This is a genomic window from Rhizomicrobium palustre, assembly GCF_011761565.1.
In the GTDB taxonomy this organism is placed as follows: domain Bacteria; phylum Pseudomonadota; class Alphaproteobacteria; order Micropepsales; family Micropepsaceae; genus Rhizomicrobium; species Rhizomicrobium palustre.
This window is the reverse complement of record NZ_JAASRM010000001.1, coordinates 3,777,923-3,793,826: the sequence shown is the minus strand read 5'-3', so window position 1 is coordinate 3,793,826 and position 15,904 is coordinate 3,777,923. Positions and strand designations below refer to the sequence as shown.

Genomic DNA, 15,904 nt, shown 5'->3' with positions numbered 1-15,904 from the left:
GGCCATAATACCTGATAGACTCGCCAGGGGGAGGCTAAACTTCCAAAACCTCACGTACCGCGTCTACAGGCACATCGCCGGTGACGAAGGTTTCGCCGATACGGCGGGCCAGCACGAAAATAAGCTTGCCATCCTTGACCTTTTTATCGTGCGCCATGGCCGCGATCAGCACCTCGGGTGAGGGCCGCTCGCCAGGAATGTCGGAGATCGCGCTCGGCATGCCCACCATCTTCAAATGCGCGATCAGGCGTTCGCAATCGGCGGCGGGGCAAAGGCCCAGCTTGACCGAAAGCTGGAACGCCAGCGCCATGCCGATAGACACACCTTCGCCATGCAAAAGGCGGCCGGAAAAGCCGGTCGCGGTTTCGAGCGCATGGCCAAAGGTATGGCCAAGGTTGAGCAGCGCCCGCTCGCCGGATTCGCGTTCATCGCGCGCAACGATGCCTGCTTTCATTTTGCAGGCTTCCGCGACGGCGCGAACGATGGCCTCAGGCTCGCCGTTGAGCGCCTGCACCGCGTTCTTCTCCAGCCAGGAAAAATAGTCCGCATTGCCAAGGGCTGCGGTTTTGACCACTTCGGCATAGCCCGCCAGAAGCTCGCGACGGGGCAGGGTGCCCAAGACATCGGTATCGGCAATCACGATGCTCGGCTGATGAAACACACCGACGAGATTCTTGCCTTCCGGCACATTGATCGCGGTCTTGCCGCCTACAGAGGAATCCACCTGGCTCAAAAGCGTTGTCGGAATCTGCGCAAAAGCGATGCCGCGCTTCAAGATACCGGCGGCAAAGCCAGTGAGGTCACCAATCACGCCGCCGCCAAGCGCCACGATCAAGCCGCCGCGATCCACACCTGCCGCCAGAAGCTGGCCGATAAGCTTTTCCAGCCAGGCAAAGCTTTTGGTGCCCTCGCCCGCATCGAGCACGATGGGATGCACCTCGATGCCTTCATCCTGCAAGACACCGATGAAGCGGTCCAGATGCAGGAAGGCGACATTGCTGTCGGTCACAATAGGAACCGGTCCCTTCGCGAAGGGCTTCAGCAGCTTTCCAGCCTCGCTAATCAGGCCGGGGCCGACATGGATGCCGTAGCTACGGGTTCCGAGGGAAACCGGGATATGCACCGTCATGGCTGCCAAATTCCCTTTTCTGTAAGCACAGTCATCAGCTTTTCGACTGCTTCGGCGTGGGGCGCGTCCTCGCTATCGATAATGAGATCGGCGAGGGCATAGGTCGGCTCACGCTCGCACAAGAGTTTTTCGAGCGTCTCGCGAGGATTTGGAGTCTTCAGCAGCGGACGGTCGCCTTTGCGTTTGACACGGGCGAAGAGAATATCAAGCGGCGCGCGCAGCCAGACCGTCACGGACTTCTCGGCCAAGCGGGCGCGGGTCGCTTCCGACATGAAGGCGCCGCCGCCGGTGGCCAGAATATGCGGCTCCCTATCGAGCAGGCGCGCAATAACCTTGCGCTCGCAATCACGGAAGGCGGATTCGCCATATTCGGCAAAGATCGCGGAGATAGGGCGGCCAGCGGCGGCCTCAATGGCATGATCAGCATCATGGAAGCCAACGCCCATTCGCGCGGCCAAGCGCCGCCCGATGGAACTTTTTCCAGCTCCCATCATGCCAACCAATGCTATCGTGCGCGTCAACTGCCCCATGGTCCTTCCGCATTACAGGGGTTTTGCTTTTATCGCTAGAAGAGACTTGTATGATTGGACGCAAGCCCACGTAATTGAAGCATAATTTCTGTGAGGTGCGGTATGCGTTCTTATGGCAGGTCCGAAGGGCCTAGCTGGGGTGTTTGGGTTTTGGGGGTGGTGCTTGTGGTTGTGCTCGTAGGTGTTGTCGCGCTTACGATTTATGGCGGTCAGGTCCATCCGGTGCAGCAGGACGTGGAGCAGGTAATTCCCAATGACAGGTTTGCGCGTTAGCCTTCTTCTCAGTGCCGGATTGGCGCTTTTGGCGCCTGCGGCCGCGCAATGGATCAGCGATAAGCCGCCGGTCTTGGAGCCAGAGGACTATCCGCCCCAAGCGACCGAAGACCCGCCGGACGCCAAGCATGCCGCCCGTCCGGCAGAGGATGAAGGGGCCGCGCCGGATAGCGCTGGCGCGCCCCGCCGCCTGGGACACCCCGCAGAGGTACAGACCTCGCCCGCGCCTGGAGCCGCGCAGCCTCCCACGACGCGAGGACCGATTATTCCCCAACCCGCGCCGGTGGCCGTGTCGAGCCTGGGCACGCCGGAAGGCCCGCCCGCCGGAACCCTGGATGCCACGACGGGCGGTTTCTCGGATCGCATCTGGAGCGGCTCGGACCGCCAGCGCGTGGTGGATCTGATTTCTGACGCGCCGCTGATGGACCCGGTGCTGCGCGACTTGAATCGCCGCGTGATCCTGACCAAGGCTGCGGTGCCGCCCGGCCAATCCAAGCGTGCCTTTCAGACGGTGCGCCTGGAACGTCTCTTGGAAGCCGGTTTCGTGATGGAGGCGGGTGCGCTTGCGGCGCAAACCTCTGTGCCCAATGATGATGATTTCGCGCGCGCGCAGGCCAAGGCGATCCTTTACGCCAATCGCGGCCAGGATGCGTGCGGGCCATTGACGGCGACGCGCAACGCGGCGGGCGATGTTTTCTGGTTGCAGCTCCGGCTTTATTGCGCGGCCATCTCGGGAGATAACGCCACGGCGGGGCTGACGCGCGATATCCTCAACGCGCAGGGCTATAAAGATCCCGCTTTCGATACGCTGGTCGATGGCTTGGTCTCCAAGAAGCCGCTGCCGCCGGGTGCCATCGCCAAGCCGAGCGCGGTGCATATCTTCCTGCTGCAGCAATCCAGCCTGCCGGTGACCGAAGCGGTCGCGCGCAAGCTTGGCACGGTTGCGAATTTGCTGGTGCTGAAGGATCCCAAAGCTTCGCCGCGCGCCAAATTTGAAGCCGCCGAGCGCGCAGTGAAAAGCGGTGCGCTCTCGGCCAATGAGTTGCGTGCCATCGCCGATGCCCAGAATTTGCCCTTGAACCGGGTGGCGGACGCTGCGGGTGAAGCGCCGGGCTTGCCCTATTTCATGGGCCAAGTGGTGCTGCGCCGTGCCGCCGCCGTGCAGCCTCAACCCGCCGACAAAGTGCGGCTTCTGGCGCAAGCGCTGAGTTTGGGCAGCAAGGCTGGCCTTCTGCCGCTGACCGCGAATCTTCAAGCCGATATGATCGCCAAGCTGCCGGTGCAGCCGGATGGGCGTGCCTTTGCGGGCGCGCTGGTGCTGGCCAAACGCTATGAGGCCGCGAGCAAATGGGCCGAAGGCGATGCGGTGATGAAAGCCGTGATCGCTTTGGCCTCGCAGGATGGCACAAGGCTCGCGTCGGCGCGGGCCGATCTTTCCACTTTCGCTTTGAGCTTGGGCCAGAACCCGCCCGCCGCCGATCCTGATCGCAGCTATAAAGCGCTGTTGGTGGGGCTCTCTGATGCGCTGGGCGTCGCGCTCTCGCCGCAGGCGCAAGGTGCGGTGGCGCAAATCGCGTCGCAGAATTGGGACGGTAAGCGGCCCTCTGCAGACGTCATGCGGCAGTTGGAAGATGCTGCCGGCGTTCCTGAACGGCGTGGCGAGGCGATCCTCACGCTCACAGGGCTGGTGCAGTCGATCGGTCTGAAGGACATGGCGCCGGATGCGACCATTACCTTCGTGCGATTGCTCTCGAGCATGAATGAGACGCAAGCTGCGCGCGCTTTGGCGATTGAAGCGATGGCCTCTTACGCGCCTGTGAGCACGGTCGCGGCCGCAACGCCATGAGTGCGGCTCTGGTCGAGTCCTTTCTCGACATGATGAGCGCGGAGCGTGGCGCGGCTGAAAACACGCTCGCCGCCTATCGCCGTGACCTGTCGGACTTTCTCGGCTGGCTTGCGGCGAGGGGCTCGAGTGTGCGCCGCGCGGGCCGCGAGGAGGTGCGCGCCTATCTCGAAGGGCTTTCGGTATCCGGCGCGGCTGCGACCTCGCAAGCGCGCAAGCTTTCCGCACTGCGCCAGTTCTTCGGCTTTCTTTATGCCGATGGTGTGCGCTCCGACGATCCCACCGTCGCCATCGAGGCGCCGCGGCGCGGACGGCCTTTGCCGAAAATCCTCTCGCGGGAGGATATGCAGCGGCTGATCGAGGCGGCGAATGTGGAAGCCGAAAAAAGCGAGGAGGGGATTCGCTTACATTGCATCGTGACGATGCTCTACGCCTCGGGCCTGCGTGTTTCGGAATTGGTGACCTTGCCGCTCGCGGCTGTGAAGAACCGCGATGGATTCCTGATGGTGCGCGGCAAGGGCGGCAAGGAACGCCTCGCCTTGCTGAACGAAGAAGCGCGTGAGGCGATCGCGCGCTGGCTGACTGTACGGGACGGTTTTCTTCCCAAAGGCGAGCGCCGCGCCAAAGCCGAGCGTTTTCTTTTCCCCTCGCGTTCGGAGGAGTCCCATTTCACACGGCGGCGGTTGCATCAGCTGCTGAAAGAGCTGGCAGTGAAGGCGCAAATCGATCCTGAGAAGCTTTCTCCACATGTGCTCAGGCATGCCTTTGCTACGCATCTGGTGGAAGGCGGTGCCGATTTGCGTAGTATCCAGACGTTGTTAGGTCACGCTGATATCGCAACCACACAGATATATACCCACGTCGCGCAAGATCGACTCGCAGCCACAGTTGCTGCCTCTCATCCGCTTGGCCGCAAGAAAACAGCCAAGGAATAATCGCATCCATCGCGCGCCATTAATGCTCTGGCAAGCTGCGCAGGTGTTTTTGTCCACTGTAGAGAGAATTTACTTTCGAAACCGCGAATCTTGAGGCACACAGCACACGCGCGAATTGCAGCGCATTTGCCGACATTTCCGGCTGGGGACGAGTGTATGTCTGCACATTCTGCAGCAACCGAAGGGCCAAGCTATAGCCAAGCTGAGTTGCTGCGCGTGCTGCAAGAGCATGAGCGCTATGTGGCTGGGCGTGGCGGCATGCGCGCCTCGTTCAAGGGCGCTGTTTTAGACGGTCTCGATTTTTCACACCGCGTACTTGATGAAGCCGATTTCAGCGGCGCCTCTCTGGTTGGTGCGCGGTTCGAAGGCGCGCGTTTGGTGCGCACAAGTTTTTACTGCGCCAATCTTGCCCGCAGCCATTTCCAGAAATCGACACTGGCGCAAGCCGATCTGCGCGGCGCGGCGTTTCGCGGTGCGGAGCTTTCGCATGCGATTCTGGACGAAGCCGATTTGCGCGCCGCCACCATGATGGTGATTGGCGATCGCGGTGTTTCCGTGGTCAACCACGGGCGCGAAAAGAACAGCTTCGGCAATGTCGATTTTTCCAATTGCTCACTGCGCCATGCGTCTTTCGGCAAGGCCAAGCTGGACGGCGCAATCTTTCACGGTGCGCTTCTGATCGGCACGAGTTTTCGCGGCGCACGCCTCACCGGCGCGAGTTTCGCGGGCGCGGTGATGATGGGCGTCAATCTTCTGGAGCTGAATCTGCCTCACGATAGTTTCGTGGGCTGCGTCTTCGACATCACGCCCGAGGCGCGCGCCAAGGCCGATGCTTTGGCCGAGATGGTGGCGCAGCATCATCGCTTTGTGACGAGCGGCGGCGGCGAAGGCGTCTTCGCGGTGCTGGATGGCGCGGACTTGCGCCCGCTGGCTGGCCATTTCGCCGGGCGCAGTCTTGCCGGGCTTTCCTTGCGTGGCGCCATCGCTATCGGAATGGATTTCACCGGCAGCCAACTGCAAGGCGCGAAATTCGACGCCGCTGATCTGCGTGGTGCAAATTTCGACTCCTGCGATCTGAGCGGTACATCCTTTCATGCCGCGCGGCTCTCACACGCCTCTTTCGCCAAAGCCAAGCTGGCGAGCCTGCGTCTGCGCCAAGGTGAGGCGCTGGCGCCCAACTTCCTCGGCGCCGATGCCGATCCCGCGCAATTCGCCGATGCCATTCTGGAGGAATCCCTCGCGGCCATGGGCTTGGCGCAAGGCGAGGAAGTGGAACTTTAGCTGAGCTGCTTTTCCCAGCGGGTGACGGCAACGGTCGCGACGGAGTTGCCGACGATATTGGTGCCGCTGCGGCCCATGTCGAGCAAGTGGTCCACGGCCAGCACATAAAGCAGCCCCGTCTCCGGCAGATGGAAGAGCGGCAGCGCGGCATAAATCACCACCAGCGAGGCGCGCGGCACGCCCGCCATGCCTTTGCTCGTCACCATCAGCAACAAAAGCAGCGTGAGCTGCTGGGCGATGCTGAGCTGGATGCCATAGATCTGCGCGATGAAGAGCGTCGCGAAGGTGCAGTACATCATCGAGCCGTCGAGATTGAAGGAATAGCCGAGCGGCAGGACGAAGCTGACGATTTTGCGCGGCAGGCCGATGCGCTCCAAGCCCTCTAACAATTTCGGATAGGCCGCTTCCGAACTCGCAGTGGAAAAAGCGAGCAGCACCGGCTCGCGAATGGCGCCGAGGAGCGGCTTGATATGACCCTTCAGGATCACGGCGGCGGCCAGAAGCAGCACGGCCCAGAGCGCCAGCAGCGCCACATAAAAGCCGCCGACAAAGCGGGCATAGACGAGCAGCACCCCGATGCCTTGCGTCGCCACCGTGGAGCAGAGCGCCGCGAAGACCGCGAAAGGCGTCAGCAGCATCACATAGCCCGTTACCTTGAGCATGATCGCCGCGATCTGCTCGACCAACGCGGTGACCGCGGGCGCCTTGCCCGGAATGGCCGAGATCGCCGTGCCGATGAACAGCGAGAACACCACGATCTGCAAAATCTCGTTGGACGCCATTGCTTGGACGATGGAGGCGGGCACCAGATGGGTGAGGAACTCTTTCAAGGAGAAGCTGGCGGTCGCGATGGTTCCGAGGCTGCCTTCCGGCGGGGCGAGGTTGAGGCCGCTGCCGGGCTGGAACACATGCACCAGCACCAGCCCCATGCCGAGAGAGAGAATCGAAGCGCCGATGAACCAGACCAGCGTCTTAAGGCCCACCCGGCCGATTTGGGCGGCGCCCTCCATATGGGCGATGCCCGCCACCAGGGTCGAGAAGACCAGCGGCGCGATAATCATGCGGATCAGGCGGAGGAACAGGTCGGTGATGATCGACAACCCGGAGGCGAGTTGTTTGATCTGATCGGGGGCAAGATTTTCGTTGGCGAAAAAGCCCGCGACAATGCCCAGGACCATGGCCGCCGCGACGATCAAAGCAAATCCGCGTTTCATCTCTTCCCCCAAGCGCTGCTGCAGGTCTAACAGTCTGGGAGGATCACGCAAGCCGCGCGCATTACGATAGTTTTAGCCCGCCCGGCGCGGTCCGCCATTTACCAGCCTGCGCGACTAGCCCTGGACCTTCTCGCCAAAACGTGAAATATCCTTGTGCAGCCAAGGGGTTTAGCTCTTTCGAGCCGCCGCCCAAAGGGGATTTGACTTGGCCCGGCGAGATTGCCAATTTCCGCCGCTCTTTATGGTGACGCATGCACGCCTATTTGGATTTCGAACGCCCCATCGCTGAACTCGAAGGCAAGATTGTCGAATTGCGGCAACTGGCCAGCGCCGACCCCACGATGCAGATCGACGCCGATGTGGCGCGATTGCAGGCCAAGGCCGATGCCCTGGTCAAAGACACCTATGCCCGGCTGACGCCCTGGCAGAAGGTCCAGGTGGCCCGCCATCCCGCACGTCCTCATTTCACCGACTATGTGAAAAGCATGTTCGATGAGTTCACGCCGCTCGCGGGCGACCGCGCCTTTGGCGAGGACTCGGCGATCATCACCGCGATTGCGCGTTTCCGCGGCCAAGCCGTCGCGGTTGTCGGCCAGGAAAAGGGCAACGACACCAAATCGCGCCTCAAGCATAATTTCGGCATGGCGATGCCGGAAGGCTATCGCAAGGTGCAGCGCGTCTTCAAAATGGCAGATCGTTTCGGCCTGCCGGTGATTTCGCTGGTCGATACCTCGGGCGCGTTTTCGGGCGTTGCCGCGGAAGATCGCGGGCAAGCCGAAGCCATCGCGCGCAGCATCGAATCCTGCCTGAATTTGCGCGTTCCCATGATCGCCACCATCATCGGTGAAGGCGGTTCGGGCGGCGCCATTGCGATTGCGGCAGCGAACAAAGTCTACATGCTGGAGAACTCGGTCTATTCGGTGATCGCACCGGAAGGCTGCGCCTCGATTCTCTGGCGCAATGCCGCCAAGGCCCAGGATGCAGCCGCGAGCCTTCGCATCACCGCGCAGGATCTCGTCAGCCTCGGCATCATCGACGGCATCATCCCCGAACCCATGGGCGGCGCCCATCGCGCGCCGGAAGAAGCCATTGGCGCGGTGAGCGAGCAGATCGCCCGCGGCCTTGCCGAGCTTTCGCATATGTCGGCCGACGAAGTGCGCCGTCAGCGCCGCGAAAAGTTCCTCGCCATCGGACGCGATCTCGGCAAGTAGCGCCGAGGCAACGGGGGCGGGGCCGCATGAACAGGGGATGGATTTCACCGCGGCACGCCGCAGTGGCCGTCCTCAGCTTCGGCGCAATCGCGATCTACGTCCTCAATTACCCAGGTTCGCTGGAATATGATTCGCTGGTGCAGCTCGTTGAGGGCCGCACCGCGAGCTATTCCAATTGGCATCCGCCGGTGATGAGCTTTTTGCTCGGGCTTTCCGACTGGCTGCCCGGCCCACCCGCAATCTGGTATCTCGCCGGGCTCTATTTCATCCTCTTTGGCGCATTGGCGGCGCTTTTCTGGCTGCGACCTCGGCCATCCTGGGCTGGCGTTGTGGCCGCGGGCGCGATCCTGTTCCTGCCGCAGACGTTTCTGTCCCAAGCCACGGTGTGGAAGGACTGCCTCTTCGCAGACACCGTTCTTGCAGGCTTTGTCGCCATTGGGCTCGCCGCGCGCCGCTGGCATCACACTGGGCTGCGTTTGGGCTGGCTCCTCGCTTCGGCGCTGCTTCTCGCGCTCGCGGTTTTAACGCGGCAGAATGGCGTGGTGGTGGTGCCTTGCGCGGCGGCAACGCTGGGGCTGATCGCAGGGCGCCGCTCCAACTGGCGCAAGGGGCTTAGCTATGGCGGCAGCTTCTTTGCGGCCGTGGCGGTGATCGCCTTTCTCAGCAATGCTGCGCTTCAGACCCGCGCGGACGATTATCCGGCCAAGGCAGAGCAGTTCAAGGTTCTGGAACTCTACGACATCACCGGTATGGTCTATGCCGACCTCGACATGCCGCTAACAGTACTCGAAAAAGAGGCACCAAAGCTTGCCTGGCTCATCCGCACGGAAGCTGTGGCGCGCTGGACGCCGCTTCTGAATGACACGCTGGAAGTGCCGCGCATTGTGAAGGTGCTGGAGGCGACACCCGAACCGGTGATGGCGCGGCAATGGCGGTCGCTGATCTATCATTATCCGCTGCGCTATCTTCAAATACGCGCGCTCTATTTCCGTTGGGTGTTTCTACCGCCGCGGGTTGATCTTTGTCATCCCTATCATGTTGGCGACCGCGGCGATCCGGAAGATTTGCAAGCCCTCGGCATGCACGAAAGGATCAACGCGCGCGATGTCATGCTCTGGCATGTCGGTGATGCGATGGTCAGTGCCGGGTTTTATTCGCACGGGATATTCGCGCTGATAGGGCTTGGCGTGCTGGTGCTGGTACTGCGCCGCCGCCGCGATGGCGATCTGGTGATTGGCGGATTAATCGCAGCGAGTGCTGCCTTTACGGCGACCTTCTTTGTGATCTCCATCGCCTGCGATTACCGCTATCTTTGCCTCATCGATCTTTCCGCGATGGCGGGGGTGGTTTATGCAGCCGCTGACTGGCGCGGGCTGTTCGGCAAGGCCGCGAAAGCCTGATGCCACGAGCAGGAGAGTTGCCTCCCTCGGCGGGAACGTGCAGCATTACCTGACAATTCGGTAAGGGAGTCGCTATGAGCGATACACCATCTCCCATCGGGCAGCGCGTGAATAACGGCGAAATCACCATCCGTGCGGAGCAAGAGCGTGCCGCGTTGCGAGCGCTTTACGATATCTCCTCGGATCTGATGCCGCGTTTTGGCGCCAATTGGGGCGTGCATAGCCTGGTCGCGATGAACCGCATGGCCTTGAGCCGTGTGATCTATTACCAGACGCTCTATCAGAAGATCATCGATGTGCCGGGCGTGATTTGCGAATTCGGCGTGCAATGGGGCGCGAGCATGGCGCTTCTGATGAATCTGCGCGGCATGTATGAGCCGTTCAACGTCTCGCGCCGCATCATCGGATTCGATACTTTCGAAGGCTTTCCGAGTGTGGATGCGAAAGATGGCGCCATTGTTCAGGTCGGCGATTACCGCTCCATGCCGTCCTATGAAACGGTGCTGGAGGAAATCCTGGCGCTGCACGAAATCCTCTCGCCAGTGCCGCATGTGAAGAAGCATGAGCTGGTGAAGGGCGATGTGTCGGTGACGGCTGGCGCTTGGCTGGAGCAAAATCCGCATGCGTTGATCGCCATGGCGATTTTCGACATGGATATCTATCAGCCCACCCGCGATGCGCTGGAAAAAGTGCTGCCGCGGCTGACCAAAGGCTCACTCTTGGTGTTCGACGAGCTGAGTTGTCCGGCCTTTCCCGGCGAGACGACCGCGCTGCAAGAGGTCATCGGCGCCAATAAGCTCAAGCTGCACCGCTTCCCGCATCAAAGCTATGCCTCCTGGGCCGTGTGGGGCGAATAGAACTTACGCCCGTTTGCGGTGGAGGATGTAGATCAGGCTGAGCGCGAGCGCCGCGCTGACGAGGCGCAGGATATTGCCGTGCCAGCCGAACACCATCGCGTCGGGCGCGGTAAAGACGCTCCAGGCCGCGTTCAAGGAAATGTGGAAGACGAGGCCGCTCCAGATCGTGTAGCCGTCCATGGCGTCGAGGAGGGCGAAGATCACCCCGCCCAGCGCCGTCATGATGAAGATTTGCAGCGCCATGCCCATGCCGCCGCCTGCACCCAGCCAATGCATGGCGCCGAACACCACGGCTTGGACTAGCACCGCAGCAGTCATGTTCCAACCGAGCTGATTGCGGGTGAAGATGAAGCCGAAGCCGCGAAAGACGATTTCCTCGGCGAGGGGAAACAGAAGCGCGGTGAAGAGAAGATCGCGCGCGGTCGTATCCGTCGCAAGGTGGCCTTGCAGCGCGAGGCCGACCCAGCAAGGCGTCGTAGCCAGAAGCGTGACCAGCGGCGCGCGCCAGCCATTGGTGGAAAGGCCGAGATTTTTGCCCAAAGCCCAGCGCCGCTTCCGTGCGAGGAAGAGTGCCGCCACGATTACCAGCAGTACGGCGGCGAGATTATCGACTGTTGACCGTCCATAGGGCATCGGAATGCGCGGCAACTTCAGCCCGATGAAATCGAAGATGTCGCGTAGCTCAAGCGCCGCAACGAGCACGAGAATGGCTATGATCGCGGGGATGAGAGCTTTAGCGCGCATGAAATCTCCGTGTTTGCGCTAAGCTAGATGCGGCATTCTGGCTTGGCAACGGGATCATCAACGCGAAACAGGAATGCAGCAGACAGATGCGATGAAACTAGTGACAGGCTTCAATCCTCCCTTTGAGGGAGAGTGAAGATGTTTCATGCATGAAAAAAGGCGCCGCTTGTGACGGCGCCTTTGATCTTTTACCGGCAGCGTCCGTTACACCAGCGCGCCGTGGCAATGCTTGAACTTGCGGCCAGAGCCACAGGGGCAGGGGGCGTTGCGCTGGACCTTGCCCCAGGTCGCCGGATTATTGGGATCGACCGGCACATCGGGGTCCTGGTTCACCACCGTGCGCTGGCCGCGATAGGGATCGGCATCCGCTTCGCCACCGGCGTTGAATTCCGGCTTGGAGGCATACATCTCGCGTGGGCCTTCTTGCGGGATTTCCGGCGGCTGCTCCATCGAAATGACGATGTGCATGAGCTGGCGCACCACATCCAGACGCAGGCGCGAGAGCAGGCCCTCAAAGAGTTCGAAGGCTTCGCTCTTATACTCGTTCAGCGGGTCGCGCTGACCGTAGCCGCGCAGGCCGACATACTGGCGCAGATGCTCCAGGTTGATGATGTGCTCGCGCCAGAGATGATCCAGCGTCTGCAGCAAAACCGCCTTTTCGGCATAACGCATGATTTCCGGCGTGAAGGCGACGGCGCGTTCGGCGGCACGATGCTCCACATCGCGCAACACGCGTTCGCGCACTTCCTCGTCGGCGATGCCTTCTTCCTGGGCCCAATCGACGATCGGCAGGTCCATATCGAAGACGGCCTTGATCTCTTCTTCCAGGCCCTTGGCGTCCCACTGTTCGGCATAGGCCTTGGGCGGAATATGGCGCTCGACCAATTCCTCCACCACCGTGGCGCGGTATTCCTTGATCTCGTCCGAAACATCTTCCGACGACATGATGATCTTGCGCTGTTCGAAGATCACCTTGCGCTGGTCGTTCAGCACGTTGTCGTATTTCAGGATCTGCTTGCGGATTTCGAAGTTGCGCGCTTCGACCTTCTGCTGCGCTTTTTCGAGGGCCTTGTTCACCCAGGGATGGGTGATGGCTTCGCCGGGCTCGAGGCCGAGGCGGGTCAGCACCGCATCCATGCGCTCAGAGCCAAAGATGCGCATCAGATCGTCCTGCAGCGACAGGAAGAACTTGGAGGCGCCCGGGTCGCCCTGACGGCCCGAACGGCCGCGCAGCTGGTTGTCGATGCGGCGGCTTTCGTGACGCTCGGTGCCGATAATGTAGAGGCCGCCCGCGGCGATCACCTTTTCCTTATCGGCGGCGACTTCAGCGCGGATTTCCGCGGCGCGGCGTGACAGTTCTTCGGGATCGGTGATGCTGCCTAGCTCGTTGCGGATGCGCATTTCGGCGTTACCGCCGAGCTGAATGTCGGTACCGCGGCCCGCCATGTTGGTGGCGATGGTCACCGTGCCGGAGACGCCGGCCTGAGCCACGATTTCGGCTTCGGTCTCGTGATAGCGCGCGTTCAAGACGTTGTGTTTGATCTTGCGCTGCTTGAGCAGATCCGACAGGTGCTCCGACTTCTCAATCGAGGTGGTGCCGACCAGGACCGGCTGACCCTTCTTCTGGCACTGCTCGATCAGCTTGATGATGGCTTCGTTCTTCTCATCGAAGGAACGATAGACCTCGTCGTCATAGTCCTTGCGCTTGACCGGTACATTGGTCGGGATCTCGATCACGTCGAGTTCATAGATGTCCATGAACTCGGCTGCTTCGGTCAGCGCCGTGCCGGTCATGCCGGCGAGCTTGTCGTAAAGGCGGAAGTAGTTCTGGAAGGTGATCGAGGCCAGCGTCACGTTCTCGGGCTGAACCGCGACGCCTTCCTTGGCTTCCAATGCCTGGTGCAGGCCTTCGGAGAAGCGGCGGCCCTGCATCATGCGGCCCGTGAACTCGTCGATGATGACGACTTCGTTGTTCTTGACGATGTAGTCCTTGTCCTTCTGGAACAGCTTATGGGCCTTCAGGGCCTGGTTCACATGATGGACCATCGAGATGTTCTCGATGTCGTAAAGATCGCCAGTGGTGAGCAGGCCCGCTTCCTTCAGAAGCTGAACCATATGCTCGTTGCCGAGGTCGGTCAGGGTGACCTGGCGCTGCTTTTCGTCGAGTTCGTAATCGCCTTTTTCTTCCGGCGGCACGTCCTTGCCCTGGCGCTTGGGCGGGATCAGCGAGGGGATCAGCGTATCGACGGCGCGATACATCTCGGTGAGGTCTTCGGTCGGGCCGGAAATGATCAGCGGGGTACGGGCTTCGTCGATCAGGATCGAGTCCACTTCGTCGACGATGACGAAGGCATGGCCGCGCTGCACCATCGTATCGATGGTGTATTTCATGTTGTCGCGCAGATAGTCGAAGCCGAATTCGTTGTTGGTGCCGTAGGTGATGTCGGCAGCATAGGCGGCGCGGCGTTCCTCATCGGTGAGGCCGTGCAGAATGCAGCCGACGCTCATGCCGAGGAAGCGATAGATCTGCCCCATCCAATCGCAGTCGCGCTTGGCAAGGTAGTCGTTCACGGTAACGACATGCACGCCTTCGCCCGCGAGCGCGTTGAGGTAGACGGGCAGGGTGCCCACCAGGGTTTTACCTTCACCGGTGCGCATCTCGGCGATGTTGCCGTGGTGCAGGACCATGCCGCCGACGAGCTGCACATCATAATGGCGCTGGCCGAGGGTGCGAAGGGCCGCCTCGCGCACCACCGCAAAGGCTTCGGGAAGGAGGTCTTCCAAACTCTCGCCGCCCTTCAACCGATCCTTGAACTGCGGGGTCATGCCCGCCAGCTCTTCATCGGTCATGGCTTTGAAGCGGGGCTCCAAGGCATTGATCTCTTTGACCGTTGCCCAAAACCGCTTGAGTTTCCGCTCGTTGGCGGAACCGAAGAGACGCTGCAGGAACGCGTCGAACGAGCTCATGAAATCCTCTGACAATCAATTGGCCAAAACGGTCGGCCAACACGGGCGGTAAGCACGGGCAAGCACGGCGAAACAGGCCGGGAAAGGACTCCCCGGCTTGGGCCGCGACCGAGAGATAAGAACGGCACACCCCCTTGTCAAATAAGATGATTCCGGCCAAACCCCCGCGCTGCACGGGGAGAAGATTCCAAATGCCGCAGAATCGCACCAAGGCGACCCCAAAAGCCGCCAAAAAGACCGGTCTTCACGCTGTTTCACCCTTGGCGCCCAAGCGCTTCGCCAAATTGCCACCTCTGGAAGGGGTAGTCTTGGCCGCGGGCGAGGCCGGGGTTCGTTACAAAAACCGAACCGACGTCATGCTGGCGATTTTCGAGCCGGGCACAAAGGTCGCAGGCGTCTTCACCAAGTCCAAGGCGGCCTCCGCCCCGGTGGATTGGTGCAAGGCGTGCCTCCCACACGGCACGGCCAGGGCACTGGTGGTCAATTCGGGCAATGCCAATGCCTTTACGGGCCGCGCGGGCCTCAAGGGCGCGGGCGACGTCGCGGTCGCGGCAGCCTCCGTGACGGGCTGCGGCGCCGATGAGGTCTATATGGCCTCCACTGGCGTGATCGGTGAGCCGCTCCCGGCGGAGAAGATCACGGCCGTTCTGGGCGATCTCAAGGCCAAGGCGCATCCCAATCGCTGGCGTGAGGCGGCGGAAGCCATCATGACCACCGACACCTATCCCAAGCTTGCCAAGGCGACCGCCAAGATCGGCGGCAAGCCGGTACAGATCAACGGCATCGCCAAGGGTTCGGGCATGATCGCGCCGGATATGGCGACCATGCTGTCTTTCGTGGTCACCGATGCGAATCTGCCCGCGAAAGTCTTGCAGCAGCTTCTCAGCGAAGGCGTGAAGCCGTCTTTCAATTCGATCACCGTCGATAGCGACACCTCCACCTCCGACACGCTCTTGCTGTTCGCGACCGGTAAGGCGGGCAATAAGCCGGTGCGTTCAGCCACCGATCCTGCCTTGCGCGATTTCAAGAAGAAGCTCGATGCGGTGCTGCTCGACCTCGCCCTGCAAGTGGTGCGCGACGGTGAAGGCGCGGGTAAGCTCATCACCATCACTGTTCAAGGCGCCGAAGACGATGCGGCGGCCAAGAAAGTCGCGCTCTCCATCGCCAATTCGCCACTGGTGAAGACGGCGGTTGCGGGCAATGACGCCAATTGGGGCCGCGTCGTGATGGCGGTCGGCAAATCGGGCGAGGCCGCGGATCGCGACCGCTTGAAGATCTGGTTCGGCAAGGAACTCGTCGCCGAAAAGGGCGAACGCGCCCCGGGCTATAACGAGGCCAAGGCGACCAAGGAAGTCTCCAAGCTGGAAGTCGAAATCACCGTCGATCTGCGCCTCGGCAAGGGCAAGGCCAAAGTCTGGACCTGCGACCTCACCCATGGCTACATCGACATCAACGGCAGTTATCGCAGCTAAGGCACACCGCTTCACAATCGCGTGCTGCCATTGACCGGGAAAGATCTT

General features: G+C 61.4%; 13 protein-coding genes. 8 read left to right on the top strand and 5 right to left on the bottom strand.

Features of this window, described 5'->3' with window-relative positions; translation table 11 throughout:
* Window positions 1–34: 34 nt before the first annotated feature.
* Together aroB and FHS83_RS16805 are read right to left on the bottom strand one after the other, a co-directional pair.
* Complete coding sequence (gene aroB, locus FHS83_RS16810) at window positions 35–1,129, bottom strand: 3-dehydroquinate synthase (protein WP_167084240.1); 1,095 nt, start codon at window positions 1,127–1,129, stop codon at window positions 35–37.
* Window positions 1,126–1,659: a shikimate kinase gene (locus FHS83_RS16805; RefSeq protein ID WP_167084238.1), complete on the bottom strand. Its 534-nt coding sequence runs from the start codon at window positions 1,657–1,659 to the stop codon at window positions 1,126–1,128. Before FHS83_RS16805 ends, aroB begins: the two co-directional genes overlap by 4 nt.
* Window positions 1,660–1,761: 102 nt before the next feature.
* Between FHS83_RS16805 and FHS83_RS16800 the strand changes: the two genes are divergently transcribed.
* The 4 genes from FHS83_RS16800 (at window position 1,762) to FHS83_RS16785 (ending at window position 5,991) form a co-directional block, all read left to right on the top strand.
* Window positions 1,762–1,932 (top strand): hypothetical protein, encoded by a 171-nt coding sequence (locus FHS83_RS16800; RefSeq protein ID WP_167084236.1) that lies wholly within the window; start codon window positions 1,762–1,764, stop codon window positions 1,930–1,932.
* Entirely contained in the window at window positions 1,913–3,778 is a 1,866-nt protein-coding gene (locus FHS83_RS16795) for a hypothetical protein (protein WP_167084234.1), read from the top strand. The genes FHS83_RS16800 and FHS83_RS16795 overlap by 20 nt, the downstream gene beginning before the upstream one ends.
* Complete coding sequence (locus FHS83_RS16790; protein ID WP_167084232.1) at window positions 3,775–4,710, top strand: site-specific tyrosine recombinase XerD; 936 nt, start codon at window positions 3,775–3,777, stop codon at window positions 4,708–4,710. The genes FHS83_RS16795 and FHS83_RS16790 overlap by 4 nt, the downstream gene beginning before the upstream one ends.
* 156 nt (window positions 4,711–4,866) lie before the next feature.
* On the top strand, window positions 4,867–5,991 hold the full coding sequence (locus tag FHS83_RS16785) for a pentapeptide repeat-containing protein (protein ID WP_167084230.1): 1,125 nt from the start codon (window positions 4,867–4,869) through the stop codon (window positions 5,989–5,991).
* On the opposite strand, the gene FHS83_RS16780 is transcribed toward FHS83_RS16785, so the two are convergent.
* Complete coding sequence (locus FHS83_RS16780; RefSeq protein ID WP_167084228.1) at window positions 5,988–7,205, bottom strand: dicarboxylate/amino acid:cation symporter; 1,218 nt, start codon at window positions 7,203–7,205, stop codon at window positions 5,988–5,990. The two genes, FHS83_RS16785 and FHS83_RS16780, sit on opposite strands and share 4 nt — an antisense overlap.
* Window positions 7,206–7,456: 251 nt before the next feature.
* Here FHS83_RS16780 and FHS83_RS16775 point away from each other — a divergent pair, with 251 nt between their 5' ends.
* From FHS83_RS16775 to FHS83_RS16765, 3 genes are all read left to right on the top strand, one after another.
* Complete coding sequence (locus FHS83_RS16775; protein WP_167084226.1) at window positions 7,457–8,416, top strand: acetyl-CoA carboxylase carboxyltransferase subunit alpha; 960 nt, start codon at window positions 7,457–7,459, stop codon at window positions 8,414–8,416.
* A 26-nt stretch (window positions 8,417–8,442) separates the two neighbouring features.
* Window positions 8,443–9,816 (top strand): hypothetical protein, encoded by a 1,374-nt coding sequence (locus FHS83_RS16770; RefSeq protein WP_167084224.1) that lies wholly within the window; start codon window positions 8,443–8,445, stop codon window positions 9,814–9,816.
* 74 nt (window positions 9,817–9,890) lie between these two features.
* Window positions 9,891–10,673, top strand: coding sequence for a TylF/MycF/NovP-related O-methyltransferase (locus tag FHS83_RS16765; RefSeq protein WP_167084222.1), 783 nt, complete (start codon window positions 9,891–9,893; stop codon window positions 10,671–10,673).
* A 3-nt stretch (window positions 10,674–10,676) separates the two neighbouring features.
* Here FHS83_RS16765 and FHS83_RS16760 read toward each other — a convergent pair whose 3' ends face one another.
* Both FHS83_RS16760 and secA read right to left on the bottom strand, forming a co-directional pair.
* A complete protein-coding gene (locus FHS83_RS16760) occupies window positions 10,677–11,417 on the bottom strand; it encodes a CPBP family intramembrane glutamic endopeptidase (RefSeq protein WP_167084220.1) in 741 nt (246 codons plus the stop codon).
* Window positions 11,418–11,621: 204 nt separating this feature from the next.
* The gene (gene secA / locus FHS83_RS16755; RefSeq protein WP_167084218.1) at window positions 11,622–14,384 is read right to left on the bottom strand and encodes a preprotein translocase subunit SecA; all 2,763 of its coding nucleotides are present in this window, start codon (window positions 14,382–14,384) and stop codon (window positions 11,622–11,624) included.
* A gap of 191 nt (window positions 14,385–14,575) precedes the next feature.
* Here secA and argJ point away from each other — a divergent pair, with 191 nt between their 5' ends.
* A complete protein-coding gene (argJ, locus tag FHS83_RS16750; RefSeq protein ID WP_167084216.1) occupies window positions 14,576–15,856 on the top strand; it encodes a bifunctional glutamate N-acetyltransferase/amino-acid acetyltransferase ArgJ in 1,281 nt (426 codons plus the stop codon).
* The last annotated feature ends 48 nt before the right edge of the window (window positions 15,857–15,904 follow it).